The organism is Rhodococcus sp. IEGM 1351 (genome assembly GCF_030056875.1).
GTDB lineage: Bacteria > Actinomycetota > Actinomycetes > Mycobacteriales > Mycobacteriaceae > Rhodococcus_F > Rhodococcus_F opacus.
This window is the reverse complement of sequence record NZ_JASHKU010000015.1, coordinates 31,223-57,036: the sequence shown is the minus strand read 5'-3', so window position 1 is coordinate 57,036 and position 25,814 is coordinate 31,223. Positions and strand designations below refer to the sequence as shown.

Genomic DNA, 25,814 nt, shown 5'->3' with positions numbered 1-25,814 from the left:
TTCGACGCTGGGCGTGACATCGATCACCACCCAGGGCCGCGTGCAGCTGCTGACCAGGCGACTTCGCTGCTTCTTCAGAGATGAGCGTGCGGAACATGACGACTTCACCGCACAAGCGGGCGCTGGTCGCGGCGCAGTCCCCCGTGCAGGGGTTGCCGCGCCGTCAGCTGCCCTTCATACCGGTATTTGCCCAGTCCGTCGCGGCGGTCGCGCCGTCGGGTGCGGCGGCAGTGATCCCGGTGCTGGTGATCGGCACCGCCGGCGGGGGCGGCGCGCTCGCCGCTTTCGTGTGCGCGGCCGTGGTCATCCTGCTCGTCTCGGCGTGCCTACGGCCGATGGCCCAGCGGATGGCCTCGGTCGGCGGAATCTACAGCTATACCGCCCGCGGCCTCGGTCCGACCGCCGCCGTGCCGACCGGCTGGTCCGCGATCGTCGGATATGCGACGGTCGGCATGGCCGGCCTCCTCGCCGTCGGCACCTACCTCTCGCACATCGCCGTCACCACCGGGTTGGCGCGGGGCACCCCCACCGGTGCGATCGTCGCCGTCACGGTGGTGGCCGCCGTGGTGGCCACCCTGGTGATGATCCGCGGCATCCGGATCTCGGCCCGGATCACCCTGCTCGTCGAGTGCGTCTCCATCGGCCTCGTCGGCGCCCTGCTGATCTTGCTGCTGGTCACCACGACTCGCACCGGCGCCCCGGTCGCCGCCGCCATGAGCTGGGAGGGCAACGCGCAGAGCATGGCACTGTCCGTCGTCGTCGCCGTCAGCGCCTTCGTCGGCTTCGAAAGTTCCACGACACTGAGCGGCGAGGCTCGCCACCCATTCCTGTCGGTGCCTCGCGTGATCCGGTGGACCCCGGTCGCCGCCGCCGCGTTGTATCTGATCGCCCTGCCGGTGCAGGCGATCGCCCTCGCCAACGCCCCCGACTCGGTGCGCGAGAGCGCGACACCCCTGGTGGCACTGCTGGTCTCGGAGGGCTCGACCGGTTTGTCGGCGATCCTCGACCTGGGTATCGCGGCCTCGTTCTTCGCCTGCACCCTGGCGTCGGTCAATGCGCTCGTACGAGTGCTGTTCTGCATGGGCCGCGAGGGCGTCGCCCCGTCCGCCCTCGGCCACACGCACCCGCGTTTCCAGACGCCCGCCCCTGCCATTGCCGCGTCGATGGTCGCGGTGACCGCTGTGCCGATCGCGGCTTTACTCGCCGGTGTCTCGCCCGATCAGGGTTTGCGCATCTTCCTCACCCTCAGCGCCTGCGGCTATATCGGCAGTTATCTCGCCGGGTGCTTGTCCGCGCCGATCCTGTTGCGGCGCATCGGAGAGTCGACCCCCGCGGTCTGGGTGCTCGGCACCGTGACCACCGTCATCCTGTTGTTCCTGGTCGTCAACGCCGTGGTCTTCGCCATCCAGGACGGGATTGTGCTCATCGCGGTCTATGCCGTGATCATGGCCGCGGCGGTGCTCTACACCCTTGCGCTTCGGCGTCTGGCTCCGCACCGGCTCGCCTCGGTCGGTATCTACGACGAGACCCAGCGCACCGACCTGCTGCCCACGGCCGCGTTCCGATGAGCCCACGCACCGACCCGTCCCGACACCACCCCAGTACCGTCTCGAACTCTCTCGACATCCTCGAGGTGGTCGCCACCCTCGGCCTCGGGGTCACCGCCAAGGAGATCGCCGGCGCCCTGCACCTCCCGCAAGCCACTGCCTACCGGCTCATCAACTCCCTCGTCGCCGAGGAGTATCTGGTGCGGACCTCGGATCTGCGCGGCTTCGGGCTCGGCGCGCGCCTCAACGGGCTCGTCACCGCCGCCGCCTCCCCCACCATCTCCACCGCCGCGCGTCGGCAACTCGACGACCTCCGCGACAGCGTGCGGTTCGCCGTCCACGTCATGGCCTTCCACAACACCACGCTGCGGGTCCTCGACTCCGACCCAGACCACCCCGTGCGCGCTGAACGCGAACTGGTGCGTTACCTGCACGCCTCGGCCGCCGGAAAACTCTTACTCGCCGACCGCACCATCTGGCAGGCAGCGTTGCCCTCGACTCCGCTGCGGCAGCTGACCTCGGCCACCGTCATTGATCTCGCGGCTCTCGACACAGAGCTGCGCACCATCCGCGATCAGCAGTTCGCTGTTCAGGTCGACCAACTCGAACAGGACCTGGCCTGTCTGGCGGTGCCGCTGCGCGACCCGGACGGCGACACCGCCGGTGCCCTCTGCCTCGCCGGCCCGTCCACCCGCATCGACGCGCTCCTCGGTCGCGCCGACTCGCTGCAACAGTGCGCGCGTGTGCTCGCGCCCTTGCTCTTCTGAGAGAAGCCTAATCGCCCTCACCCACCACCGTATGAGGACATCCACCGTGCACCGAGCCATCCCAGCGGCGCGACCGCCCACGAGGAGCTCACACTCCTGCGGTGGGTCCCGGCCGTGGCCGGATCACCTGGTGGTTCGAATGCGCGGAGCTGCTGTGGGGCCGCGTCCGGAGCGATCACCATTGCCGCGCACGCACTCGGTGGGGGGCTTGCCGAGTACCTGGAGATGTGCGAGCGGGAGGGTGTCGACCCGCTCACCGCCAGCCGTGCCCATATCGGTACTTATGTGCGGAAGTTGACCGAACGGCCCAGCCGCCGTGGTGCGAATGTGGTGTCGCTCGATTCCGGGTCCGGTCTGGCGAATGCCACGATTCAGCAACGGCTGGTGCCGGTGCCGCTGTTCTACGACCACCTCATGGAGGAGGGGTTGCGCGAGTCCAATCCCGTTGGTCGGGGCCGTTTCACGCCCGGCCGACGCGGTGGCGGGCATCAGCGCGAGTTGGTGCCCCGGTTGACGAAGCTGCCCTGGATCCCCACCGAGCGGCAGTGGGCGGACATCCTGACCGTCGCCGCCGTGGAGCCTGTCCGCAACCGAGTGATGCTCGCCCTGGCCTAAGATGCCGCGCTGCGCCGTGAGGAGCTGTGCGCGCTGCGCACCGGCGATCTCGCCCCTACCCACCGCACCCTGCGGATTCGGGCGGAGACGACGAAGAACCGGCTCGAGCGGGTCGTGCCCTACTCGGCAGCGACCGGCGTGCTGCTGTCGGACTATCTCGCGCACCGGGCGAGACTCAGCAGGGCACGTGGACCGCTGTTCCTGTCGGAGTCCCGCCGCAATCACGCCCAGCCATTGAGTCTGGGGACGTGGTCGAAGGTGGTGCGACGGATTGCCCCTGCCGCCGATGTTCTGCGGTTCTCCACGCACACCACACGGCACCTGTGTCTGACCGATCTGGCCCGGATGGGCTGGGAGCTGCACACGATCGCGACCTTCGCCGGGCATCGCCACACGGACTCGACGCGGCGATATATCCACCTGTCCGGGCGGGACTGGCCGAATGGTTCGGCCGCGGCATGGACCATCCACGCGTGGCGCATCTCGATGCTCACTGGCTTGGACGCCGCGGCGGCAGGCATGCCGCGGTGACCGCGCCCGTGTCGGGGCTGTCAACCCCGTCTTCGATCGCGTGGTGCTCACCGCTCGTCGGGCATCACTTCGACAGCGCGATCGAGGTACGAGGCGAGGGCCATCGGTGAGCTCGGCGTGCGCAACCTGCGGCGGCTGCAGTATCACGATCCGCAGGCGCCGGGCTGGCGTGTGATCGGACGACTGCTGCGACCGCTGGAGACGGTCAACGCGGGACTGGATTCGCCTGCCACCGCGCATCGGCGGCGCGCCATGGCCGACGCCGTCGCGGTGCTGCTGGTGCGCTGCGCCGAGATCGGGCGGACCTTCTGGGGCTGGAGCACGGAGGAATGGGTCCATCTGCTCGGCGGTGACCGGGCCGAGTTCCGCCGGAACGCACCCGCCTGGGCCGGCGACGAGGTCCGCCCCTACCTCGCCGCGCACGCCTACCTGCTGGGCTCCTTCGCCGAGTTCCATCTGCTCGGCAGCTTCCAACGCCTGACCTTGTCGCGGAGGATCTTCGGGCAGATCGAGTCAACGGCGAGATCGCAGCTCATCCCGCCCGATTCGCTGCCAACGATCGCTCCGAACGTGCTCATCACTCCTGTTCTGACTTCGCCTGAATCAGTGCCTGACGGGCCCGGCGAACGCGGTTCTCGAACGAACCATCGTCTTCATTGATCTCTCCGTGGTCCTCTGGCAGTTCTACGATCAGAGGCTCCCAACCGCATCGGCGAAACCTACCGTGACGCGGACGAGACCTTTGCCAAGCTGGGCTTTGCGCCGAACCGCAAGCCCGGTCAGGTCGGCTTCACCCGGCACGCCTGACCTGAACCGCTGACCGAGGTCGGGGTCCGACGTGAACGTCGGGCCCCGCCGGTCATTCTGTGAGAGAACATCTTTGGTAGAGCGATGAACAGCAACGGCGGACCGACCGTGGTCATCGCGCCCGGCCTGCGTGACCACGTCGCCGAGCACTCGCAGACTCTGCTCGCCGATCGACTCGACAGGGTGCGCGTCGTTCCGCCGCTCGCGCACGACAAGCTGAGGCCGGCGGCCCGGATCGCCGCTCTCGACGCGGCTTTCGCCCAGGTCGAGGTGCCGGTGGTCCTGGTGACGCACAGCGCCGGTGTCCTGATCGCCGTGCACCTGCGAACACCACGAGCAGGCCGGAGACCGGAATACGTACCAAATATCCTGTCAGGCAGTCATTATCGAAATTCCGATAATGGACCTTATCCAATCCACCGCCCCGGCACTGCATCAGATGACCGATCCGGCCCCCACGATTGGTTCCTTGGTGGGTGGCTGCGTTTCCGAGGGAATGATCGCGATGGCCAACCGTATAGTCGGACCATTTGCCTTTGTGCGGTTTACCGGCACGACCAGCTCTCCGCAGCGAGGGTTGGCCAGCAATGGCACCGGTTCCGGTGTCTTCGCGCAGGGCCCCTCGACAAACTGCGCCGGCGGATGGTCCACGGTGGTCGGCGGCGAGCTGGACGGCGAACTCGAACATGCCCCGCTGGCGAGAACCACAGCAAAACCCAGGACTGTGAACTGATTCAAAATTCGCATTGCGCCACCGGCTTCCCCGGGGTAGATCGGCTATTTACTGCAGGTGCCGGTAGAGCCGTCCGTGGTTGCTGAACCAGGCGACATTCCCATCGGACCCCCGAACGAAGTTGGATCGGGTGCCGGTGGGTTTGAGGTCGGGACCAAGGTCGAGCCCATAGTCGGTCTTGTAAAGCGCAAGACCGAGATTCGGGACTGTCTGCTCATCCGGCAGGTAGATGCCATCCGGGGCGTCGCTCATGTTGCCGACGAGCTGGCCATCTTTGCCGCGGAAGTTGATCACGACGGTCCCTAGGGTGCCCGATTGATCGATGTCGTCAGTGGCATACGCCCCCTCGTACGGCGCCAACTCGGCCGTGCTCAACTTCTGGGGCGTCGCGGGCAGGTTATTGATTCCGGCGAAGCGGCGAAGCGACCAGTCCTCGGCGAACAGTTCGTTGAGCAGTTTCCCTCCACCCTCGGAATTGGTGAGCACGGTCATGGCGAAGTTACGGCTGGGCACCATGAAGAACCCGGATCGTTGACCCGCCCAGGTCCCGCCATGTTGGACGATCGTCTCGTTCTCCGCGGACGGCCGCAGCATCCATGACACTCCCATGCCGGTGAGTTCGACCTGAAGCGTGCCGCCGACGCCTGGATTGGAACGCATGGCGATGAGCGAGTCTTTGCTCATCAACCGATCTCCCTTGGGTGTAGTGCCGTCGCCGAGGTGGAAGCGCGCGTAGCGCACCTGATCCCGCACGCTGGAAATCAACGATCCGGTCGGGTTGCAACTGCGCGAGAAGAACCAGAAACCCGGATCCACAACGGCTTTTCCGTCGTCGACGTTGTGTGAGGCGGCGATATTCCGGCCGATTATCTGGTCCGAGAAGAAGTGGGTGTGACTTAACTCGAGCGGGTCCAGCAGCATCTTCTGGACGGCGTCCTCGTAGACCGATCCGGTCACGACCTCGACAATCCGCCCCGCCACAACCAGCCCCGCATTGTTGTAAGCGAAGACCGTGCCCGGCGGGGTCTTTTGTGGGAGCCGGGTCATCGACGCCACAAACTTGGTTATCGCGTCGTCGCCTCGACCGAAGTCCTGGAGATCGTCACCGAGCCAACCCGACGTGTGGTTGAGCAGTTGTCGCACCGTCGCCGTGGCGCTGGCTTCTGGATCGGCGACCGCGAAATCGGGCAGATACTGGCGTATCGGTGCCTCCAGATCGACCTTGCCCTCGTCGACGAGGCGTATCACGGTCGTTCCGGTGAACGTCTTCGTCGTGGAGCCGATCCGGAACAGGGTGTCGCCGTCCACCGGTGTCGGGTGGTCGACATTGGTGACCCCGTACCCCTTGATGTACTCCTCACCGTCGGCAATGACGCCAACCGCAACCCCGGGGATCGCGTAGTCCTTCATCGCCTTGTCGATCTTGGCGTCGAGCTCGGTGAACGCTTCCTTCGCGTTCGTCGGGACGCTCGTAGCTGTGATGGTCGACTCCTTCGACGAACATGCCGGCAATACGAGCACCGCCAACCCGGCGACCGCCCCGCCAAGCACCGCCCGGCGCGACAACTCAGGGCCACCGACGGCGAACACCTCGGTCGTCATCAGCGTGGCGGGAGAATGTCGTATGCCGGCAGTTGCGTCGTGTCCGTGCAGGATGTGTCCGGCTTCTCCGGATTGTCGAAAAACGACGCGATTATCTCGGCTCCGCACGGTGGCTCTGCATACACACCGTGTGCAGCTCCGGGCACTACCGCGACTATGGAGTGCGAGAGATCCTTCGCGATGTAGTCGCCCCACACCGCTCCGGTCTGCCCGTCGTAGGTTCCCGACAGCACAAGCGAAGGGATGTCACTCACGGTGATGTCTCGGATCGAGTCAGGGGCCTTCGGCACGTCCCACACTTCGCAGGCGTCGCGCAGGAACGGCAGCTGCGGCGCTTGGGCCCGAACGGACTCCGGCAGTTCAGGGAATTCCTTTTCCGCCTGTTGCATTGACTGCTCGGCGGTCTCGAACGGGATCCATTCACGGCACCAAATGCTCAGGGTGAGGCCCCAATGGAGGACGCCCCTCTCCGGATGCCCCCAAACCTCGGCCCAACGCGACGCAATGGGCTGTGCATTCCCGTTTGCGAGCTCATGGACCGTTGATGGGAACTCTTTCGGTAGATGGGTAGCCACGGGGACAAACCAGTTCAGCAGCATTCCGCCGTCGACGACAACCTTCGTGTCTCCTACACCCTCAACGTTGACCGTCGTGGTGATGGGCTTCGCTTCAAGCTCATTGACCAGCCGGATAAACGTTGCCCCCACGTCGGGATAGCGCTCTTTGCATGCTGGCTGGCCCTCGCACGCCTTGACCATGTTGTCGAATGCTTGGCGAGCGCTGGCCCAGGTCCACCCCAGGGCACCAACCGATGGAGGCGTCACTCCGTCGAACACGATCGACTCGATAGCGTCGGCGTCTTGACGCATGTAGATCAGCGCAAGGTCGGTACCGTACGAGTGGGAGAACACATTCCACTTCTCGAGGCCGAGTGCCTTGCGTAAATCAATCAGGTCATCGGTGCTCTCGGTCGAATTGAACGCCGAGAGGTCAACGGTGGGAGCCAGGCGGTCGTGGCACTCCTTCACCGCTTCTACGTACGCATCCCGTGTGGACTCAGCGTTCCACGCCATTCCGATCCTTTGGGCGAAGAACTCGAAAATCTCCGGGCAGGGCAACGGCGAGCTGGACGTCACGTTGCCGCGCTGTCCCATCAGGATCAGATCGCGATCACGGTTCAGCGGGACGTCCGGGTTGATCGGGGGATCCGTGACCCCATCCTGACCGGGCCCGCCCATGAGAAAGACGATCGGAGCCTTGGTCGGCGGCTGCGTTTCCGACGGAACGATCGCTACTGCCAAGCGCAAAGTTCCGCTGTCTTCTTTGGTGCGGTTCACCGGTACCAACAATTCCCCGCAGCGAGCATTCTCCAGCAGTGGGACCGGATTCGGCGTCTTCGCGCACGGGCCTTTGACAAACTCCGCCGGCGGATGAGCCACAGTCGTCGGTGGCGAACTGGACGGATCGGAATTGTTGCTACACGCCGAGCTGACGAGAATCGAGACAAACGCAATCGCCGTTATCTGGTTCACAAACCGCATGTCGACCACCCTGAATGCCCGAACCTTGTGTTCGGGCTCGGCCCGAGTATCTACCCAGATAAATCCTGGCACACCCATAGCAATACCGGAAGTTTGAGAACCGATGAAATCCGGCGATCCTTATGCAGACGCTCGGTGATGAATCGAATCGTGCGGTCGGCCAGCTCGGTTGAGAACGCATTCCACAGGCGGCGCGAGATCACCGCCGCAAAACGAGATAGTCGGTGCGATAGATTCCCCGATTGGCGTCAGGGACGGGCCAGTTGCCCGCTGTGGTCATGATGAAAGGAAGCCCGTCCAGCACATCACAACAGTGTCGTCCATTGATTCTCCTCTGGGGCGGTAGCACCAGAAAAGCACCAGGTGTTGCGAAGGTCAACAGGTGAGCCCCGCGCGGCGTGTGTTTTCCCAGTTCCGGGCTATTCCTCCGAACGTCGCATGGCACGAGCGAGGGAGTCGAGCTTGCGCAGGGCGGACTCGAGCGCTGCGGACTCCTCATCGGTGAGGCACACACGGAATGCCTCATCGCGCTTTCATGCTCAGCTGGGGCGCGGTCACCATCGCGACGATGTTCGTCTGGGACGAAACATCGTTCTACGTCATGCGTTTCCTGCTCGGCATCACCGAGGCCGACTCTCATTCGGGAACACACCGGCAGCCTCTCGTTGGGACTGCAGATCAGCGCTTCCCTCGTGGTGACCGCTGGCGCAGTGCTCGTCGTCGGTATCCCGGCGCGCGCCTTGAAGGAGAAGAGATGATGCGCCCCGGACCCTCGACCGCGGCCTCAGGCTGGGTGTTCAGATGAGAAGCCTGGCGAAGTGGGTTCCGGTGGTCCTCCCCCAGCGGCTCGCCCTCGAGGCGGCGGCCAGGGGTGACGTGCGGCGAAAGCAAACAACAACGGTGCACCCCAGTGCTCCTGCGTGCGTTCGGTCACGGCAGAGTCCCACGGCCGCAACCCCGAGGCGGGCGCTTTCGCCTTCGAACTGAACTGGCCACCGCGATGGGAATGAACGACGGTGTTGTCCGGGTCACTGAGCGCGAATAGCATCTCGCAGCGCCGAACACGCCTCCCACGCCGCGCGTCCGCGACCGGATCGCCCGTGTTGCTGCATCGATCACTATCCGATTCCAGACGGGCATTGCCGGTGGGCAGGTGTCGGCGCAGAGCGCGCCGTCAGCGTAGGGAGTTGGCTTGGCCTACCTGGCGCAATCATCCAAGTTAGTTGGCGCGGGGATCCAAGCGTGGTAGCCCGCGACGGGACACCATTGTTGTCGAGGGCCCGGTGTGGCTGGGCTCACACGTTCGTAATAATTCAAGCAACGGAGGATCTGATCGCAATGGCCATCAACTTTGATCTGAGCCCGGAACAAGCCGGTCTACAGAAGGCGGCACGATCGTTCGCGGACGACCGGCTCAGTCTCGTCGAGGGCGTAATAGCGCCTCTGCCGACCCCAGAGGCCCGGTTTGCGGCGATCAAGCCGTTCTATCAGGACATGGTGGATGCGGGTTTCATGAAGGCGCTGGTGCCCGTCGAATACGGCGGAACAGCCATGCCTTCACTCGACTTCGCCTTAGCTGCCGAGGAACTCACGCGCGTCGATATCAATGTTCCGACTGCGCTCCTCGGCACCGGTTTGGGACTCCAGCCGATCATTCACTTCGGAACCGCGGAACAGAAGGCCCAGTTCTTGCCCCCCTTCGCCGGGAGCGAACCACTCCTCGCGGCGTGGGCCTTCACCGAGACGTCCGGCGGCGCGAACTTCGACTCCAGCGACCCCTCCACCGGTGTACAGACCTTCGCCCGACTGGACGGAGACGAATGGGTCATCAACGGTGACAAGCACTTCACCACCAACGGATGCGGATTCGATGGAAACGGCGCCGCGCTGATCAGCGTCCTGTGCCGCACCGACCTCACCCTGCCCCCTCGAGAGTCGTTGGCGGTGATTGTCGTCCCGGGCGATACTCCGGGTATCAAGGTCGAGTCATACATCGACACGATGGGCCACCGGGCGACCATCTCTCCCCGTATCACGTTCACCGATGTGCGCGTACCCGCAGGTAACCTGATCGGAGCCCCCGGGGACGGCATCGAAATCTCCCGGAAGACCTTCAACTGGACGTCGTCCCTCATCGGAGCGGCCTGTGTCGGCCGGATGCGAGCCGCATTCGACTACGCATTCGAGTTCGCCAAGACCGACAAGCGGTCCGGTCCGGTGCCGATCATCGACTACCAGAATGTCGGCTACATGCTCGTCGACATCAAGACTCGGATCGAGGCGGCCAGATACTTCACCTGGAAGGCCTGCGATCTCTACGACAAGACCAACGGCGCGGACGAAGAACTCGGCCACATGGTCAAGGTTTTCGCGTCCGAGCTGTCCGTTCAGGTGGTCTACGACACGATGCGGGTGGTGGGGGTGAACTCGTACGGCGACCAGACACCGATCGCTGCGATCATGGAGGACGTCCTGTGCTTCCCCGTCTACGACGGAGGCAACATGGGTGTACGGCGCCGCCAGCTGCACGCGTTGCTCAAGAGCGCGGACTACGACCCGATGGAGTCCTCAGCAGGCATCGCAGCTATCTGAGCCGACACGGCCGCGATCCGGTGAGTTTCCCGGTACTGGGTGGGCGTGCACTCGAGATGACGCTGGAATGTGCGGGTCAGATGGGAGCTGTCGCAAAATCCCCAGCGGGTGGCGATCTCACTCAACATCACCGAATCCGGTGCCACCTCGAGGTCGCTCATCGCTCCTCGGAGCCGCTCGTCTCGGACACACGCCGAGAATGTGGTGCCGACCGCCTGAAACAACCGGTGCAGGGTTCGCACCGAGATCGCGGCCTCCCGTGCGGCTCCCTCAGCACTGACCCGTCCGAGGGGGACGGCGGCGCGAATGTAGTGCCGCACAATCCGGCGCAACGCCGCATCACGTCGTTCGTCGTCGGATGTCGCGAATGCACCAACCCGGGACGAGGTTGCCGCGGTGAGAACGTCGGTAAACGACCGCTCGAGCGTCTTCAGCGCGATGTCATCAATGTTCGACTGTTCGCTCCACAGGGCTGACATCATCGCTCCCACAACATGGCCGGGACCGGTGTTCGTGTCGATGGCGCACGAGGTTGCGTCATCGACACGAACCGTCGAGCGCCAATGATCACGGGGAATCCGGAAAGACAAGACTCGCCAGTTTGGTTCGTTCGACGGCTCCCGGAACTCGAGCGTGTAGGGACGCGTGGTGTCGAAGATGGCGAAGCTGCCCGGACGGACGATGCATCGGCGGCCATCCTGCTCGCCGAAGCAGGTCCCGGACAGCTGCAAATTGACAAAGAGCACCTCCTGCGGTGCTCGCCGGACCTCCGCCGCTCCGTGCGTCAGGAGCTGAGTGCAGGAGGCGATTTCGGCGCCGTTGGTACTTGCCAGTGGTTCCGACCGCACCCACCCCGGTATCCCCTCGGCGGTGGCACTGTGATCGATATGTACCCGCCCGCGCCGCGGGGAGAGCGGCGTGAAGGCCTCACAGACGACATCACCCCAATATCTGGCCTGATCCTGCACACTCAAGCCAGAGGTGGACCAGTAAGGCACGGGTATCCCTCCTGTTCCGGGCGCGACCAGCGTGCCGAGCACGTATGCCATCAGATTCTGCGCACTCGGACATCCCTGTCAAGTGGAGGGATCGTCCAGGACATCGGGCACAGACGCCGACAGGGAGACGCCCGCAGCAGTTCGACGACAAGCGCAGGCACAAAACAGCCTGAAGGTCCGGCGTCATCTCGGGTGGGCCGAGATGTCACGTCGAACGAAGGAGAGGAACCATGACGGACTCGTCCGGAGTCCACGACAAGCTGCTGCGTCCGGAGATAGCTGCGTCGTGGAAGCGATCGGAGCTCGCGGGACTCACGCACGAGATGGTCCTCGAGCGCCTGCAGATCGGCGACTTCGAGTCGTCGAGTCGTTTGTTGACCGCGGCCGTACCGGTGCTCGATGGCGTGGCCCGTGACCTGACGGGTCTGACGTACAGCCTGCTTCTCGCCGATGCGGACTGTCGAATCGTCGGACGCTGGTGCGACCGGCCGACGATCGACAGCACACTCCAGCGCGCCGGCGCAGTGACAGGTTCGAGGTGGAAGGAATCCGATGTCGGAACCAACGGGCTGGGGACTCCCGCCGAAGTTCGAAGCGGGATGTGGGTGCACGGCGCCGAGCACTTTGCGGCCGTCCTGAGCGGCTTCACCTGCTACGGCCTGCCGATCCTGCACCCCCTCACCCGAAGGGTCGAGGGTGTTCTCAACATCACGGTGCATCCGGACGATGCCCACCCCCTGTTTCCGCCGACCCTCGCCCGGGCCGTCGATGACATCGAACAGCGATTGATCGACACGTCGCGGCCGGCCGATTCGCGGCTGTTCCGGGCCTTCCGAGAGGCCTGCAGGACCGGGCGGGCCATTGTCGCGCTCAATGACCACGTCATGCTGACCAGCACCGCCGCGTTGGCGATGGTCGAAGACCTCGACCTCGACCTCGAGGCGATGCGCGAGATTGCCCGCTCTACTGCCCACCGAGGGGCGTCAACAGTCGAGTCGGTGGTCCTGTTGTCCGGAGCAATGGTCACGGCCCGGATAGACAGGCTCCAGGACGTAGCGCACGGCGCAGTGTTCCGGCTTCGAACGCGCTCCGTACCGAGAGATGCATCGGGTGCAGAGCCTGCGAATCGCGGTCACTTCGTGGGCGCCGAGCCAGCGGCGGCCACAGCGACCGCCAGCGTGTACGTCGAAGGTGAACCCGGCAGCGGCAGAAGCACGGTAGCCCGCTCTCTCCTCGACGGGACATCGGTTACTGTGATCGACGCACTCGACTGCCTCGTCGGGGATTCCACGGCGTGGGCCGAGCGGCTTGCGGCCGCGCTAGACCGGCACGCAAACGGACTTGTCATCGACAATGTCCATGTCCTGCCCGGGGATCTGGTCGACCTTCTGGCTCGGACGATCAGCGCCGGTCATCACAGCGTGCCGATTGTTCTCACTGGAAATCCGCAGACGTGGCTTCCCGCTCACGTTCAGTCCTTGGTCCGGCGCTGTCGCCGAATTGTCGCGCTGAAGCCGTTACGCGAGCGGCGCACCGAAATTCCGCTGCTGGCACAGTCGGTGATCGACGCTCTTCAGCCGGGTCGGACCCATCGATTGGCTCCCGCAACGACCCGCCTGCTGACGGCCCAACCCTGGCCGGGAAATATCCCAGAACTGCGTGAGGTCCTGCGTCACGCTCTCGCCAACAGACCATTCGGTGCGATCGAGATCGTTGATCTGCCCGCGGCCTATCGTTTGCGGCCGGTGCCCTCCCTCGCCGGCCGGGAAGAGGCCGAGCGGCACGCGATCATCGAAGCGCTGCGCCGCTTCGACGGCAACAAGACGCGGGCGGCACAGTCCCTCGGGGTCACCCGCACCACCCTCTACAACCGGCTACGCGCGCTGAAAATCACCGATGACACCGTCCATTTTTTACACAGTTGACGCATCGCTGCCGGAACTACCGTTCGACTACACACCCAAAGCTAGGAGCAGCCGGACCGTCGACCCTGGAAAAAGATGCCCTCGGAGACGCGAAGCGCCCGACCCCGGCAATACCGGCAATCACGACTCAATCCATCAGGACAAGAACAACTTCAAGGAGCACGCAATGACGATTACTACAGTTGCACCCTCGACCCAGGTCTCGGCTTTCCTGAGCAATCCGGTCCTGCATCTGATCGACGGCAAACAGGTTCCGGCAGCGTCGGGCGAAACATTCGCCTCGTTCAACCCGAGCAACGGTGAATCCCTTGCCCAGGTTGCATTTGGCGGCGCGGAGGACGTCGACAGTGCGGTCGCGGCGGCCCGTCGCGCCCTCGACGGGCCCTGGGGCCGTATGACTCCTGCCCAGCGCAGCAAAATCTTGTGGCGGGTCGGCGATCTCCTGGAAGAACGCGTCGAAGAGTTCGCCCTCCTCGAGGCACTCGACAACGGAAAGCCGCTGACCTACGCGCGCCTGGTCGACGTGCCGCTGTCCGCTGACTGGTTCCGGTACATGGCCGGCTGGCCCACCAAGCTCGAGGGCAGCACGATCCCCGTCACCTCCACGGCAGCGCCCGGCGACTACTTCGCCTACACCGTGCGCGAGCCGGTCGGTGTCGTCGCGGCGATCGTCGCCTGGAACTTCCCGTTGCTGCTGGCCGCCTGGAAGCTCAGTCCCGCGCTCGCCACCGGTAACACCGTCATTCTCAAGCCTGCCGAGCAGACCCCGCTCAGTGCGGCCTTGCTCGGTGAGGTGCTTCGTGACGCCGGAGTGCCCGACGGTGTGGTGAACATTGTGCAAGGCGACGGGAAGAACGTCGGCGCCGCCCTCACCGCCCACCCCGGAGTCGACAAGGTCTCCTTCACCGGGTCCACCGCGGTGGGACGCGAGATCATCTCCTCGGCCGGCGGCAACCTGAAGAGGGTGACCCTCGAACTCGGCGGCAAATCCCCCAATATCGTCTTCGACGACGCCGACGTCGACGCAGCCATCGAGGGGGCAGCTATGGCCATCTTCTTCAATCAGGGTGAGGCCTGTGAGGCGGGGTCCCGGCTGTTCGTGCAGTCGAAAATCTACGACCGAGTCGTCGAAGGGGTCGCCAAGATCGCGTCCACCCTGAAGGTGGGTGACAGCCTCGATCCCGAAAGTCAGATGGGCCCGCTGGTGTCGCAGAAGCAACTCGACACCGTCCTCGGATACCTCGACAGCGGCAGGGAGGAGGGGGCCACCGCATTGACCGGTGGCGGCCGCAAGGGCGACGTCGGCTACTTCGTCGAACCGACCGTCCTGGTCGACACCACACCGACCATGCGAGTGGTCAAGGAGGAGATCTTCGGACCCGTGGTCACCGTGTCGCCGTTCGACGAGGTCGACGACATCGTCCGCACCGCGAACGACACCGACTACGGGCTCGCCGCCGGTGTCTGGACCTCGGATGTGTCCAAGGCGCACAACGTCGCCGCACAACTCAAGGCCGGCACCGTGTGGATCAACAGCTACCACGTCCTCGACCCGGCACTGCCGTTCGGCGGTTACAAGCAGTCCGGTTGGGGCCGCGAACACGGCGCCGCGGTCCTCGATGCATACACCGAAACCAAGACCGTGATCCTCAAGAAGTAGCCATCCGGGCAGATGCCGCGCGTCCTCGACCACGGCATCTGCCTGGCGGACTCAGCCGAACGCGAGGAGATGGATCGGGGCAGCAGCGCCACCGTTCGACGCTCGGCTGCGCAGCATGTCGGGAGTTCGCCGGAAGTTCATGGTTCTCATAGCCACACGTGTCGCTCGATGCAAAAACGTCTGTCGCTGTGCGTCAAGACACGCTGATAGCGCGCTGGAAGAATCGTCATTGCACGGATAACACACTCCGGGGTAGCGCCCCGGGGAACGATCGCAGCTACCGAGACTCCCTTCTTTGCGGAGGGAACGTGGGACGAGAGGAAACTAATGGACAACACCACGGCCGCGGTTTCCGCCCTCGTCGTTTCGGATGAGATCAGCGTGCCCACCGATACGGCGGAGCCCCGGTGGCAGGGGCCGACCAACCCGCGTGCAGGCGTTGCCTCAGCAGAGCCACACATTCGGCACCGGCGCTCACGCACCGGAGAGGCGTTCGGGCCGGGGACGCTGGCACGATGCCGCGAGCTATACGAGATTCTGCTGAAGGCGGAGACGTTGACAGCCGAGGACAGTTGGCTGATCGACTTCGCGATACGGTGGTCGCCATACGGCGGTTCCAGTGCCACGGAATTGCTCGAACACTTCGGAGTCACACGCCCCAGATATCTCGAACTGCTTCGGAATGCGCTGGGGCCTGGACCAGCGGATCTGCCCCGTATCCGGGACCTCGAACGAGAGTTGCACATTCACCTGGGACGTGCGTGGACGCAGGTGCCGCGCTGAACTGCGTCCACGCACGGTTGGCCCCGGAACGGCGCTCGCCGTGGCCCAGTCCGACCTGGTGCCGCGAGGTTACGGCGCCGGCTCTTCTCAGTACCGAAGTAGCGGGCTCGGACCTGACCGCAACGCATGAATTATCAAGGAGAGAAGATCATTTCCAGCGATATCGATGAACGCATCCGGCAACTGCTGGCGCAGTACGACACGCCTCAGGCGTGCGCCGCTGAGCTGCTGTGTGACCGTCATCCCGACGACACGGTGGCCTTCACCGTCGTCGAGAGCGACCTGTCGACAACTGATCTGACGTACGGTGACTTGAGGCGGAAGTCGGCCCAGTTCGCTGCCGCACTGGCCGAACTGGGCATCGAGCCGGGCGATCGCGTCGCAACGTTGATGAGCAAGTCCGCGCAGCTGGTGGTCGTCCTGCTCGGCATCTGGCGCCGAGGTGCGGTGCACGTTCCTCTGTTCACCGCGTTCGCACCGCCCGCCATCGGGTTCCGATTGGAATCGAGCGACGCGAAGATCGTCGTCAGCGACGCCAACCAGCTCGACAAACTCCAACCCGGCGAGGACATTCCGGCCGACGCACCATGGTTGGTGATCGCTGCCGACAGCACCGAGAATCCGGCGCAGTTACGCCTGGACGACCTTCTGGCCGGATACACCCCGGACGACCCCCGAGGCAACGCCGTCGCCGTGGGCGGCCGGGGGCTGCTCGTGCAACTGTTTACCAGCGGAACCACGGGCACCCCGAAGGCCGTGCCGGTCCCGGTGCGCGCCCTGGCATCGTTCCACGCCTACCTGGAGTTCGGGCTGGATGCGCGACCGGACGACGTCTTCTGGAACGCCGCCGACCCCGGCTGGGCCTACGGCTTGTACTACGCGATCCTGGCGCCCCTGGCATCCGGAACGCGCAGCATCCTGCTGCACGCCGGCTTCTCCGCACCGCTGACCTGGCAGATCATCGAACGACTCGGCGTGACGAACTTCGCGGCCGCGCCCACCGTGTACCGCAGCCTTCGCGCCGACCCGACGCCGGTACCCGCCGGAATCAGTCTGCGGCGCGCGTCCTCCGCGGGCGAACCACTCACCCCCGACGTGGTGGGCTGGTCGAAGCATGCTCTCGGAGTCGAGGTACACGATCATTACGGGCAAACCGAACACGGCATGTTCATCTCCAACGCCTGGCACGATGCGCTCGCCACCGATGTGCCGGCCGGTTCGATGGGCAAGCCATTGCCGGGTTTCGTTTGTGCGGTGCTCGCTGACGACACCGACGAATTCGCCGCCGCGGGGACGATGGGACGCGTGGTAGTAGACACCGTCAACAGCCCGCTGCTGTGGTTCCCCGGCTACATCGACGCCCCGGAAAAGACTGCACAGCGTTACACAGAAGATGGGCGTTGGTACCTGACCGGTGACGCGGGGATGGTCGACGCCGACGGGAACTACTTCTTCTCCGCCCGCGACGACGACGTCATCATCATGGCCGGCTACCGAATCGGACCGTTCGACGTCGAAAGCGTACTGGTACTTCACGACGACGTCATCGAAGCAGCCGTGGTGGGACTGCCCGACGAGCTTCGTGGCGAGGTGCTCGAAGCGTTCGTGGTCCTCCGCCATGGAGTGGTCGGCGGCGACGAACTCGAGGCCGATCTGCAGACGCTCGTCAAACGAAAGTTCGCCGCGCACGCCTACCCCCGCCGGGTGCACTTCGTGCAGAGCCTCCCCAAGACACCCAGCGGAAAAGTACAACGTTTCCTACTCCGTAAACAGTGATGCGCACAGATATAGCCACGAAGATCTGACGCCACGCCCGGCCACCGACCACTTGAACATCGATACGACGAGACCCCCGCATTTCGGGATCTCGCTGAAATTATCCGCGAACTCGAGGCCCGAAATTGCCCACCCTTCTCGTATATGCGTTCCTCGCAGTACTCCGCATCCTCATGCCCCGTGTAGGTAAGCGGGCACTGGGCCACTTCCTTCTCACAACAGCGCTCACCCGCTCCTACCTAGGGTGGTCGCACGCCACACACGATGCGGCCCTGTCATGGACAGACCCAGTGATGGAAGAGCCGCTCACTGACGACCGGGTTTCGTGATGGGCGGGCAACTCGAGGTGAGTCGATGCTCCGCCCCTGCACAACGAGTAGTTCATCGCCGATCCGTTGTGTTGCCGGCCGTTCTACCGGTGGAAGCAATGATCTCAGGCACGTGAACGGCCATCTCTATAACGCGTCAGCCACTCCAGCCACCAGCAATTCAAACGGGACCAAACGAAAGGGACACTTAGATAAAGCGTTTCGTGTAGGCGTCCCGTGGAGTGGTGGGGTTTGGGGCTGAGCGGCGCGGCTCCGACGTAGAGAGGGCCATCGGCGGGATCTTCGGTGTGTACGGCCAAGCACGCATCGAAGAAAGAGGTCCACCGATGGCCCTGTCCCAGTCTGCCCTGTCCGAGCTACTCGACGCATTCCGTACCGGAGATGGAGTGAATCTGATCCGTGAATCGGTCCGGATGGTTATGCAAGAACTGATCGAAACCGAAGCGACCGAACAGATCGGCGCCGGCCGCTATGAACGCACCGAGGCCCGCACGACCGAACGCAACGGAGCCCGGTCCCGGCTGGTGGCCACCCAAGCCGGCGACGTCCAATTGCGGATCCCGAAACTGCGCAAGGGCTCGTTCTACCCCTCGATCCTCGAACCCCGCCGACGGATCGACCAGGCACTGTACGCGGTGGTGATGGAGGCCTACGTACACGGAGTTTCCACCCGCAGCGTGGACGACCTCGTAGCGGCTCTGGGAATCGATTCGGGAATTTCCAAGTCCGAGGTGTCGCGGATCTGCGCCGGCCTCGACGAGGTCGTCGGCGCATTTCGCACCCGCTCGCTCGACCACACCGCGTTTCCTTACGTCTACCTCGACGCGACCTACCTGCACGTACGCAACTCCTCTTCGCAGGTGACATCGATGGCGGTCGTGGTCGCCACGGGGATCACCGCCGAGGGTGCGCGTGAGGTCCTCGGCCTCGATGTCGGGGACAGTGAGGACGAGGTGTTCTGGCGCGGCTTCCTCGCTTCGCTGAAGAAACGCGGCCTGTCCGGTGTCCGACTGGTCATCAGCGATCAGCATGCCGGCCTGGTCGCGGCCTTGCGGCGCTCGTTCCAGGGGTCGGGGCACCAGCGGTGTCGAGTGCATTTCGCGCGAAACCTGTTGGCGCATGTCCCCAAGTCGCACGCCGACATGGTCGCCGCGGTGTTTCGCACGATCTTCGCCCAGCCCGATCCCGCCACCGCGGCCTCGACGTGGGACGAGGTCCGCGATCAGTTGGCTGGCCGGTTCCCCAAGATCGGTCCCTTGATGGACCAGGCGAAGGCAGAGGTCCTGGCGTTCAGCACATTTCCGCGGGCACATTGGTCGAAGATCTGGTCGACCAATCCGTTGGAGCGGGTAAACAAGGAGATCAAGCGCAGAGCCCGTGTCGTGGGCATCTTCCCGAACGAGGCGGCCGTGATCCGACTCGTCGGTGCGGTCCTGGCCGACATGCACGATGAGTGGCAGTCCGGCGAGCGCCGCTACCTCTCCGAGGGGTCGATGGCGTTGCTAGATCCCAGCGGCGATACTGGGACCATCGCCGCGATCAACCGTGGCGAGTAGGCACCGAGGATTCGAGCTCAAAGCCCACCACCCCACGGGGCTCTATCCGTTTCGTGCAGAATGCCAGCTGAATCTCACCACGCGCCGCGGCATATCCACGGGGGGAATGCCGCAACAACCGACGACCGAATGACGTACTGATCGGCTGATCGAGCAGTCCTGCCACGTCTTCACCAGCGGGACACCCCACTATCACCATCGCAATGTAGGCGTCCGATGTCCCCCACCACCAGAACACTCCCCAGTCCGACAACTTCGCCGTCTGAAGCGTCACATCCGGTAAAACTGCTCCGCTTCAGAACAGCATCAGCGCCGCCCCTCAACGCCCGCTCGAACAACCCGTCGTCTCGATACACTGTGGCGGATTCTGGCAGCTGGCCTCCCGACGATCCCGTCCATACCGGGCCAATGAGGACTGTGCGCAACGGCCTCAGCGGAGGGCGGGCAGGATGAACCCCCGCGAAGGCTCCCTGGTGATCCAACGATGCAGAGCCTGTGGCACACTGCTGGCGCCCTTGATTGCCACGTGTTCGGCGTGCCACGGCGTCGATCTCGAATCGGTGTCCTCCAGCGGCATCGGCTCCATCGTGTCGTCGAAGGTGATGCATCGCGAGCGTTACGGAACCCAGGACGATCCCGTCTCGCGCACAATCGCGATCGTTGCACTCGACGACGGCCCCTGGGTGTACTCGTGGATCGCCGGGAATGTTCCGACCCATTCCGGGCAGCCGGCACGCGTCGAGTTCCAACCGTCGGCAATGGTCGAACGACTGCCCCTGTTCTCTGTTCAGACCTACCAGGGGCCGTGATTCTCCTGCGCAGCGCCGACGGCGACGGCACTTTTCTGGCGTGGACTGGATATCCCCATTTCGGTGCGGCGATTGCGTGGACACCGCAGGTTGTCGCCTGCCATGAGCATGTCACCGTTTCGACCTGATTCCTGCCACCCACATGGGAACACTCGGATTGCCAGTTATGGGACCACCCGGCGCTCCGGATCTGGCTCGGCGTGCCCGGGTCCCGCCACCGGGATTTCGCACCAACGCGGCGCACTGCGGGGTGGACCGCAAAACGGCCCACCGCTACGTGCAGGCCGCCCAGGCAGCGGGCCTTGCAGCGCACCGACGGGTCGAGGCCCTCGACGACGGGCTGATCGGTGCGGTGATTGAGGCGGTGCGGTGATCGAGGCAGTGCGCCCGAACGGACACCGGCCCGCCCGGACCGGCTGCTGCGGATCGAGGACAGATCACCGCGTGGGTCGCCGACGGCGGGAACCATCCGCCACTGACGATCACCAAGATCGAAACCCGCTGGCCCGGCAGGGCTGTGTGGTGCCGTATCGGACGTTGCACCGATTCGCCACCGAGCGGTGCGGTTTCGGCCGCAGGGACACCCCCGTCCGCATCGTCGACGGCGATCCGGGCAGCGAATGCCAGATCGACTTCGGCTACCTCGGCTATCTGACCGATCCGGACACCGGGCGGTGCCGCAAGGTGCACGCGTTGATCTTCACCGCCGTGTACTCGCGGCACATGTTCGTGTGGCTGACGTACTCGCAGACCCTGGCGGCGGTGATCGCCGGCTGCGCAGCGGCGTGGACCTCTTCGGAGGTGCTTTCAGGGTCCCGATCCGAAGACAACATGAAGGCGGTGGTGACCGAGGCGGACGCGGTCAACCCACGGCTGTCGCAGGGCTGGTTGGACTACGCCCAGTTCGTCACCGACCCGGCCCGGATCCGGTCCCCAATAGATCAGCCCTGGACCGAAAGGGTAGTTCGATATGCGCAGAAACTACTGGGCCGGTGTGGACTTCGCAAATCTAGGCGAGGCGAAACAGCGTGCCGAAGCACGGTGCCGAAGCACGGTGCCGCGACATAGCCCGGGAGGCGGACCCACGCCCGCGGCCGCCATCCGCCCGCTCGAGGTGTTCGACGAGAGGACGAGCCGCCGCTGCTGCCGGTTCGCCGGTCTACGACGTGCCGATCTTCATGCAGGTCAAGGTGCACCGCAACTGTCATGCCGAGGTGGCCAGAGCGCTGTATTCGATACCGGGACAGTGGATCGGCAGTGTGCTCGAGGTGCGGGCGGACAGTGCGCTGGTGAAGTTCTACGCCCGCGGAAACCTGGTGAAGGTGCATCCGCGCCAGCCCGCCGGTGGGCGCCGCACCGACCCAGAGGATCTGCCCACCGAGAAGGTCGGATATGCGATGCCTAACTGGTACCGGCTCGCTGACACCTGCGCCGGGCAAGTCCGCGCCTCGGGATCTACGTACCGAAAGGCAACAGCCGCGCCGGTGGGATAGAGGTCCTCGCGAGCTCGGCATTTGCCATTGGTGGTCGATCGCCTGCCGAAGCAGTTCACGGTACTCGACGAGGCGCGCCCCGGCTAACGCCAAGATGTCCCGGCGGGTGGTTAACTCCGAATAGGGAGAAGGACCGCGGGGCCGGGGAACTCGCTGTCCTAGAACTAGTTTTGCGGTCGATTCCTTCCTTTGCGGTTTGTCCGCCAGGCGCCGCGGGTGGTTGGCCGGATGGGTGGTCATCGTGCGGTCAGCGGCACCTCGTGGTGGTCCTGCACTCTGTTGGTCAGAAGGCTGACATGGCTGTATCGGGAGCGCGCTCGGCCTCGGCTTTGTGGTAGTGCAGCTTCCAGAGCAGCATCGCGCCGAGCCAGGATGCAACGAAGAGTCCGACGATGACGTATCCGAACAGTTCGAAGTGATCGGCGAGGGCGCCGTACCAGCCGATCCAGCCGGTGGTTACTCCGAAGTGGTCGGTGAGTGCTCCGGCAAGGTAGACCGATGCCACGAACAGTCCGATAACCACGGTCATCGCGGTGGTCGCCAGGTTGTAATACAGGCGGCGACCAGGGCTGCGGTAGGCCCATGAATACGCCCGAGTCATGAGCAGACTATCGGCTGTGTCCATCATCGACATGCCGGCCGCGAACAGCAGCGGCAGGGTCAGGACAGCGGCAAACGACATACCGCCGTTGACCGCGGTCGTCGCCGACAGCGCCAGCAAGGTGACTTCGCTGGCAGTCTCGAGACCGAGACCGAAGAGGAAGCCGAGTGGCGCCATGTGCCAGGAAGACTTGATCAGGTTGCGGGCGCGCGAGCCGAGAACGCGGTTGACCAGCCCTCGGTTCAGCAGTTGCAGGTCGATCTGTTCGGCGCGGAGAGTGCCGACGCGATATTGGCGCCACAGTCGGGTCAGCCCGGTCAACACGACGGCGTTGAGCGCGGCGACGAGGGCGATGAAGCCGATCGCGACCAGGATTGATATGGTGCCGCCGACACCGCGTATCCCGTCCAGGCTGGTGTCGCTGAGGTTGGCGCCGGCGAAGGCGACGAGAACGGCGAGTACCAGCACGACGGCGCTGTGGCCCATCGCGAAGAAGAAACCGACACCGACCGGCCGTCGTCCGCGCACGAGCATCAGCCGTGTGGTGTCGTCGATGGCGGCGATGTGGTCGGCGTCGAAGGCATGACGCATGCCGAGGATGTAGGCGAGGGTCCCCGCTCCAGCGAAGCCACTGGCGGCCGCGAGATTTTCGCTCTGCCACAGGTAGAGACTCCACCCGAGGACGTGCAAGGCGGCGATGGCCGCGACGATTGCGGCGAGGCGCGATCGCTCGGCGCTGGTCCATCGGGTGGTGAACGAGTGGGCTACGGACGCCATGGTTGTCCTTTGTGTCTACAGCGATAGTTCGCTGGCCTCGAGGGGTGGAAACAGCTGTCGGGCGTGCTGTTCAGCCTGAATCGCTCCGTCGGTCGGATATGTTGTGGCGCTTCGAACTACTGTGTATCGGCAGGTGATTCACGCAGACGATGAACCATTTCGATCTTCGGTCGTCTTCGAAGGATAGGAGCCGTCGATGGGTAGCGCTTGACCCTCAGTGACAGTCACTTTTGCTTTCCGTGCCATCGTCCGATTCACGGGTGGTCAGAGACCGGGACGGCCGCCGTCCGGCACCACGTGTCGTGGTCCGCGAACCGTGTACGGATCGCCCAGGTCTCGATCTGCGAGCGTCGAGGTCGTCAACGTGCAGCGCTCATCAGGAGCGCCGGTGGCACTGCTGACGTGCCGACGCTCGGCGTATCGACTATCGGTCCTCGATCATCGGTGTTGTTCGCGGTACCGGCTCGGACTGGTGCCGTAAGTCGCCGTGAAGGCTCTGCTGAAGACTGACAGATCGGCAAATCCGAACTGGGTTGCGATGTCGGTCAAGGATCGGGGGGTGTTGCGTGGGGCCACCATCGCCTGACGGCAGGCCTCGAGTCGGTGTTCACGAATCGTGGCGGCCGCGGTTGCGTCGAAGCGCGCGAACACTCGGTGCACGGTTCTGGTGGAGACGAAGAACGCCTGGGCGATGTTGGTCGGGGACAGATCCGGGTCGTCGAGGTGCTGTCCGATATACCGCACCATGTTCACGTACAGGTCCCGCACCCCAGCATCCGGGTCCTCGGGCTGACAACATTCTTCCTGCGCCGCTGTGATGGCGAGGTCCGCCAGGCCCCCGGCGAGTCCGATCGCTCCCCCGGAGGACACCTCCCCGTCTGCAGCCAGGAGGCTCGACAGCATCGGCGACAGTAGCTGTCCCACAGGCGATGTGGACCTGACGGTTCGTGCTGTCAACTCCTGCGACTGGCTTTCGGTGAGCGACACCGCCGCGCGCGGCCAAGTAAACACGCGCAGGTGCCATTCCGGATGCAGGTTCCAGGTGAACGGTCGCGAACTCTCGTAGAGGGCAAAGTCTCCGGGGCCGAGGGTGCAGGTGCGTCCGTCCTGGATGAGTTGCCCCTCACCGGCGACCACCATGCCGATCTGCATCAACTCGCGTGGGTGGAGGTTGGTGAGCCTCGGCGTTCTGCGGAAGGTCTGGGATGTGGCTGTGACGTCGGCCGCCATCAGATGCGCGAATTGACGGGTATGCACCGTACCGGTGAAGTGCGTGGGTTCGGCGGCGACGTCCAGTGCCACGAACGTGTCGCGGATCGTGTCGATCCAGGTGTCGAGCGCGGTGGTTCGCACTACCTCGCGGCGACGGCGAGGTGTCGACGCCGCCGGCGGAGGGAAAGGCACCAGCGCGGACTTTTCCGCAGAACGCCGATCCGGACAGGTACTGTCCACGAGGTCGCCATCAGACGGCGGCAACATTGACATGAACAGCTCCTTCTCCTCGTGTGAACCCCACGCTAGGAGGGCGGAAACAACATGTCAATGCACGCTGACTTATTTACGTGGGCGAAACACGATTCAACCCGTGGTGGGCTAACCGGACTCACGCGGACCGGACTCGGCGGGAACCGGGGACACACAATCTGCGGCGCTCTGCGCGGGGCCTGTGACGGGGGTCGACTGCGATTGTCCTCACGCCTCACACCCGCTGTTCTTCTGGCACATCAAGTGATGGCTCCGACCGTGCGATAGCGGTGTCGCAGAGTGCAAAGGAAGCTGTCGCTGAGCGTCAAACATCTCGCCGCACAAGCGCCTACCGTTCGAGTACGCCGGAATCCCCGGATGGTTCAGGGGACCTCCTGGACTGATTGACGATCTGTGCTGGAGGTTGCGCAGCGATGCCACGTGAAATCCGCATCATCGACAACGCACCACGGTTCGATAGGTGGTCGACCACCTTTCCTGAGGACGTGACGGAGGTGCTGTTCGCCCACTTCGGGGTGCAGGCAGCGAATCTGGAACAGGCGAACGCGGCGATCGACGACATGGTGGGACTGTTCGACAACGATCCGCGGCCCACGGTTTTCCAGCGAGGCCACTTCATCGATACCTCCGGATACGCCAACGCCACGCTGAAGGCGTACTGGTTCTGTCCGGACGACTATCACCGGTGGGCGGCACAGGAGAGCGTCGAAATATTCTGGGCGTCGCGGCTGTCGACCGGGCCGGTCGGCTATTACCGCGAGACGGCGGTGATTCCCCGGGACCGGGCCACCGCCGAGTACATCAACTGCCACAACCGCACTGGGTTCTTGACCATCCTCGACCACGTCCCCGTGGGCGCCGCGGTCTAACCGAAGGAGACACCGGTT

Annotated in this window: 20 protein-coding genes and 1 pseudogene; 16 read left to right on the top strand and 5 right to left on the bottom strand. The window is 64.5% G+C overall.

Translation table 11 applies throughout. The features are described 5' to 3' along the window. Nucleotides 1-95 precede the first annotated feature (95 nt). The 6 genes and pseudogenes from QM806_RS24940 to QM806_RS24915 all read left to right on the top strand — a co-directional run. Nucleotides 96-1,568: an APC family permease gene (locus QM806_RS24940; protein ID WP_081315496.1), complete on the top strand. Its 1,473-nt coding sequence runs from the start codon at nucleotides 96-98 to the stop codon at nucleotides 1,566-1,568. Beyond that, a complete protein-coding gene (locus QM806_RS24935) occupies nucleotides 1,565-2,314 on the top strand; it encodes an IclR family transcriptional regulator (protein WP_120661035.1) in 750 nt (249 codons plus the stop codon). The genes QM806_RS24940 and QM806_RS24935 overlap by 4 nt, the downstream gene beginning before the upstream one ends. Nucleotides 2,315-2,428: 114 nt before the next feature. After that, complete coding sequence (locus QM806_RS24930; protein ID WP_242322934.1) at nucleotides 2,429-2,929, top strand: site-specific integrase; 501 nt, start codon at nucleotides 2,429-2,431, stop codon at nucleotides 2,927-2,929. 9 nt (nucleotides 2,930-2,938) lie between these two features. Then, complete coding sequence (locus QM806_RS24925) at nucleotides 2,939-3,460, top strand: site-specific integrase (RefSeq protein ID WP_310794471.1); 522 nt, start codon at nucleotides 2,939-2,941, stop codon at nucleotides 3,458-3,460. A gap of 252 nt (nucleotides 3,461-3,712) precedes the next feature. Next, entirely contained in the window at nucleotides 3,713-4,120 is a 408-nt protein-coding gene (locus QM806_RS24920) for a hypothetical protein (protein WP_283293174.1), read from the top strand. A gap of 231 nt (nucleotides 4,121-4,351) precedes the next feature. Next, nucleotides 4,352-4,588 (top strand): annotated as a pseudogene (locus QM806_RS24915) (alpha/beta hydrolase); the annotation flags it as partial. A 460-nt stretch (nucleotides 4,589-5,048) separates the two neighbouring features. Here QM806_RS24915 and QM806_RS24910 read toward each other — a convergent pair. Together QM806_RS24910 and QM806_RS24905 are read right to left on the bottom strand one after the other, a co-directional pair. Beyond that, nucleotides 5,049-6,602 (bottom strand): serine hydrolase domain-containing protein, encoded by a 1,554-nt coding sequence (locus QM806_RS24910; protein ID WP_120661033.1) that lies wholly within the window; start codon nucleotides 6,600-6,602, stop codon nucleotides 5,049-5,051. After that, nucleotides 6,602-8,143 carry an alpha/beta hydrolase gene (locus QM806_RS24905; protein ID WP_218960826.1) on the bottom strand — a complete coding sequence of 514 codons (1,542 nt, stop codon included), beginning with the start codon at nucleotides 8,141-8,143 and terminating at the stop codon, nucleotides 6,602-6,604. Before QM806_RS24905 ends, QM806_RS24910 begins: the two co-directional genes overlap by 1 nt. A gap of 1,338 nt (nucleotides 8,144-9,481) precedes the next feature. Between QM806_RS24905 and QM806_RS24900 the strand changes: the two genes are divergently transcribed. Beyond that, nucleotides 9,482-10,735, top strand: coding sequence for an acyl-CoA dehydrogenase family protein (locus QM806_RS24900; protein ID WP_120661031.1), 1,254 nt, complete (start codon nucleotides 9,482-9,484; stop codon nucleotides 10,733-10,735). On the opposite strand, the gene QM806_RS24895 is transcribed toward QM806_RS24900, so the two are convergent. Continuing rightward, nucleotides 10,693-11,784 (bottom strand): helix-turn-helix domain-containing protein, encoded by a 1,092-nt coding sequence (locus QM806_RS24895; RefSeq protein ID WP_240960814.1) that lies wholly within the window; start codon nucleotides 11,782-11,784, stop codon nucleotides 10,693-10,695. The genes QM806_RS24900 and QM806_RS24895 overlap by 43 nt on opposite strands. 179 nt (nucleotides 11,785-11,963) lie before the next feature. On the opposite strand from QM806_RS24895, the gene QM806_RS24890 reads away from it, so the two are divergent. The 8 genes from QM806_RS24890 to QM806_RS41455 all read left to right on the top strand — a co-directional run bounded on the left by QM806_RS24890 (nucleotide 11,964) and on the right by QM806_RS41455 (nucleotide 22,064). Beyond that, on the top strand, nucleotides 11,964-13,658 hold the full coding sequence (locus QM806_RS24890; protein WP_120661030.1) for a sigma-54-dependent Fis family transcriptional regulator: 1,695 nt from the start codon (nucleotides 11,964-11,966) through the stop codon (nucleotides 13,656-13,658). Nucleotides 13,659-13,824: 166 nt separating this feature from the next. After that, nucleotides 13,825-15,318, top strand: a complete 1,494-nt coding sequence (locus QM806_RS24885; protein ID WP_167118325.1) for an aldehyde dehydrogenase family protein — start codon at nucleotides 13,825-13,827, stop codon at nucleotides 15,316-15,318. A gap of 909 nt (nucleotides 15,319-16,227) precedes the next feature. Beyond that, the gene (locus QM806_RS24880) at nucleotides 16,228-17,877 is read left to right on the top strand and encodes an AMP-binding protein (protein WP_120661027.1); all 1,650 of its coding nucleotides are present in this window, start codon (nucleotides 16,228-16,230) and stop codon (nucleotides 17,875-17,877) included. A gap of 655 nt (nucleotides 17,878-18,532) precedes the next feature. Next, entirely contained in the window at nucleotides 18,533-19,762 is a 1,230-nt protein-coding gene (locus tag QM806_RS24875) for an IS256 family transposase (RefSeq protein WP_133984288.1), read from the top strand. Between the two features lie 449 nt (nucleotides 19,763-20,211). Then, complete coding sequence (locus QM806_RS24870) at nucleotides 20,212-20,571, top strand: Zn-ribbon domain-containing OB-fold protein (protein WP_120661026.1); 360 nt, start codon at nucleotides 20,212-20,214, stop codon at nucleotides 20,569-20,571. 166 nt (nucleotides 20,572-20,737) lie between these two features. Next, a complete protein-coding gene (locus QM806_RS41465; RefSeq protein WP_167118305.1) occupies nucleotides 20,738-20,944 on the top strand; it encodes a hypothetical protein in 207 nt (68 codons plus the stop codon). 149 nt (nucleotides 20,945-21,093) lie between these two features. Beyond that, complete coding sequence (locus tag QM806_RS41460) at nucleotides 21,094-21,639, top strand: hypothetical protein (protein ID WP_147437019.1); 546 nt, start codon at nucleotides 21,094-21,096, stop codon at nucleotides 21,637-21,639. Nucleotides 21,640-21,749: 110 nt separating this feature from the next. Further along, on the top strand, nucleotides 21,750-22,064 hold the full coding sequence (locus tag QM806_RS41455; protein ID WP_349307608.1) for a Mu transposase domain-containing protein: 315 nt from the start codon (nucleotides 21,750-21,752) through the stop codon (nucleotides 22,062-22,064). A gap of 283 nt (nucleotides 22,065-22,347) precedes the next feature. On the opposite strand, the gene QM806_RS24860 is transcribed toward QM806_RS41455, so the two are convergent. Further along, nucleotides 22,348-23,442, bottom strand: a complete 1,095-nt coding sequence (locus QM806_RS24860; protein WP_120661024.1) for a HoxN/HupN/NixA family nickel/cobalt transporter — start codon at nucleotides 23,440-23,442, stop codon at nucleotides 22,348-22,350. A gap of 438 nt (nucleotides 23,443-23,880) precedes the next feature. Then, nucleotides 23,881-24,795, bottom strand: a complete 915-nt coding sequence (locus QM806_RS24855; RefSeq protein ID WP_259465739.1) for a helix-turn-helix domain-containing protein — start codon at nucleotides 24,793-24,795, stop codon at nucleotides 23,881-23,883. 545 nt (nucleotides 24,796-25,340) lie between these two features. Between QM806_RS24855 and QM806_RS24850 the strand changes: the two genes are divergently transcribed. After that, nucleotides 25,341-25,796, top strand: coding sequence for a phenylacetaldoxime dehydratase family protein (locus QM806_RS24850; protein WP_120661022.1), 456 nt, complete (start codon nucleotides 25,341-25,343; stop codon nucleotides 25,794-25,796). The last annotated feature ends 18 nt before the right edge of the window (nucleotides 25,797-25,814 follow it).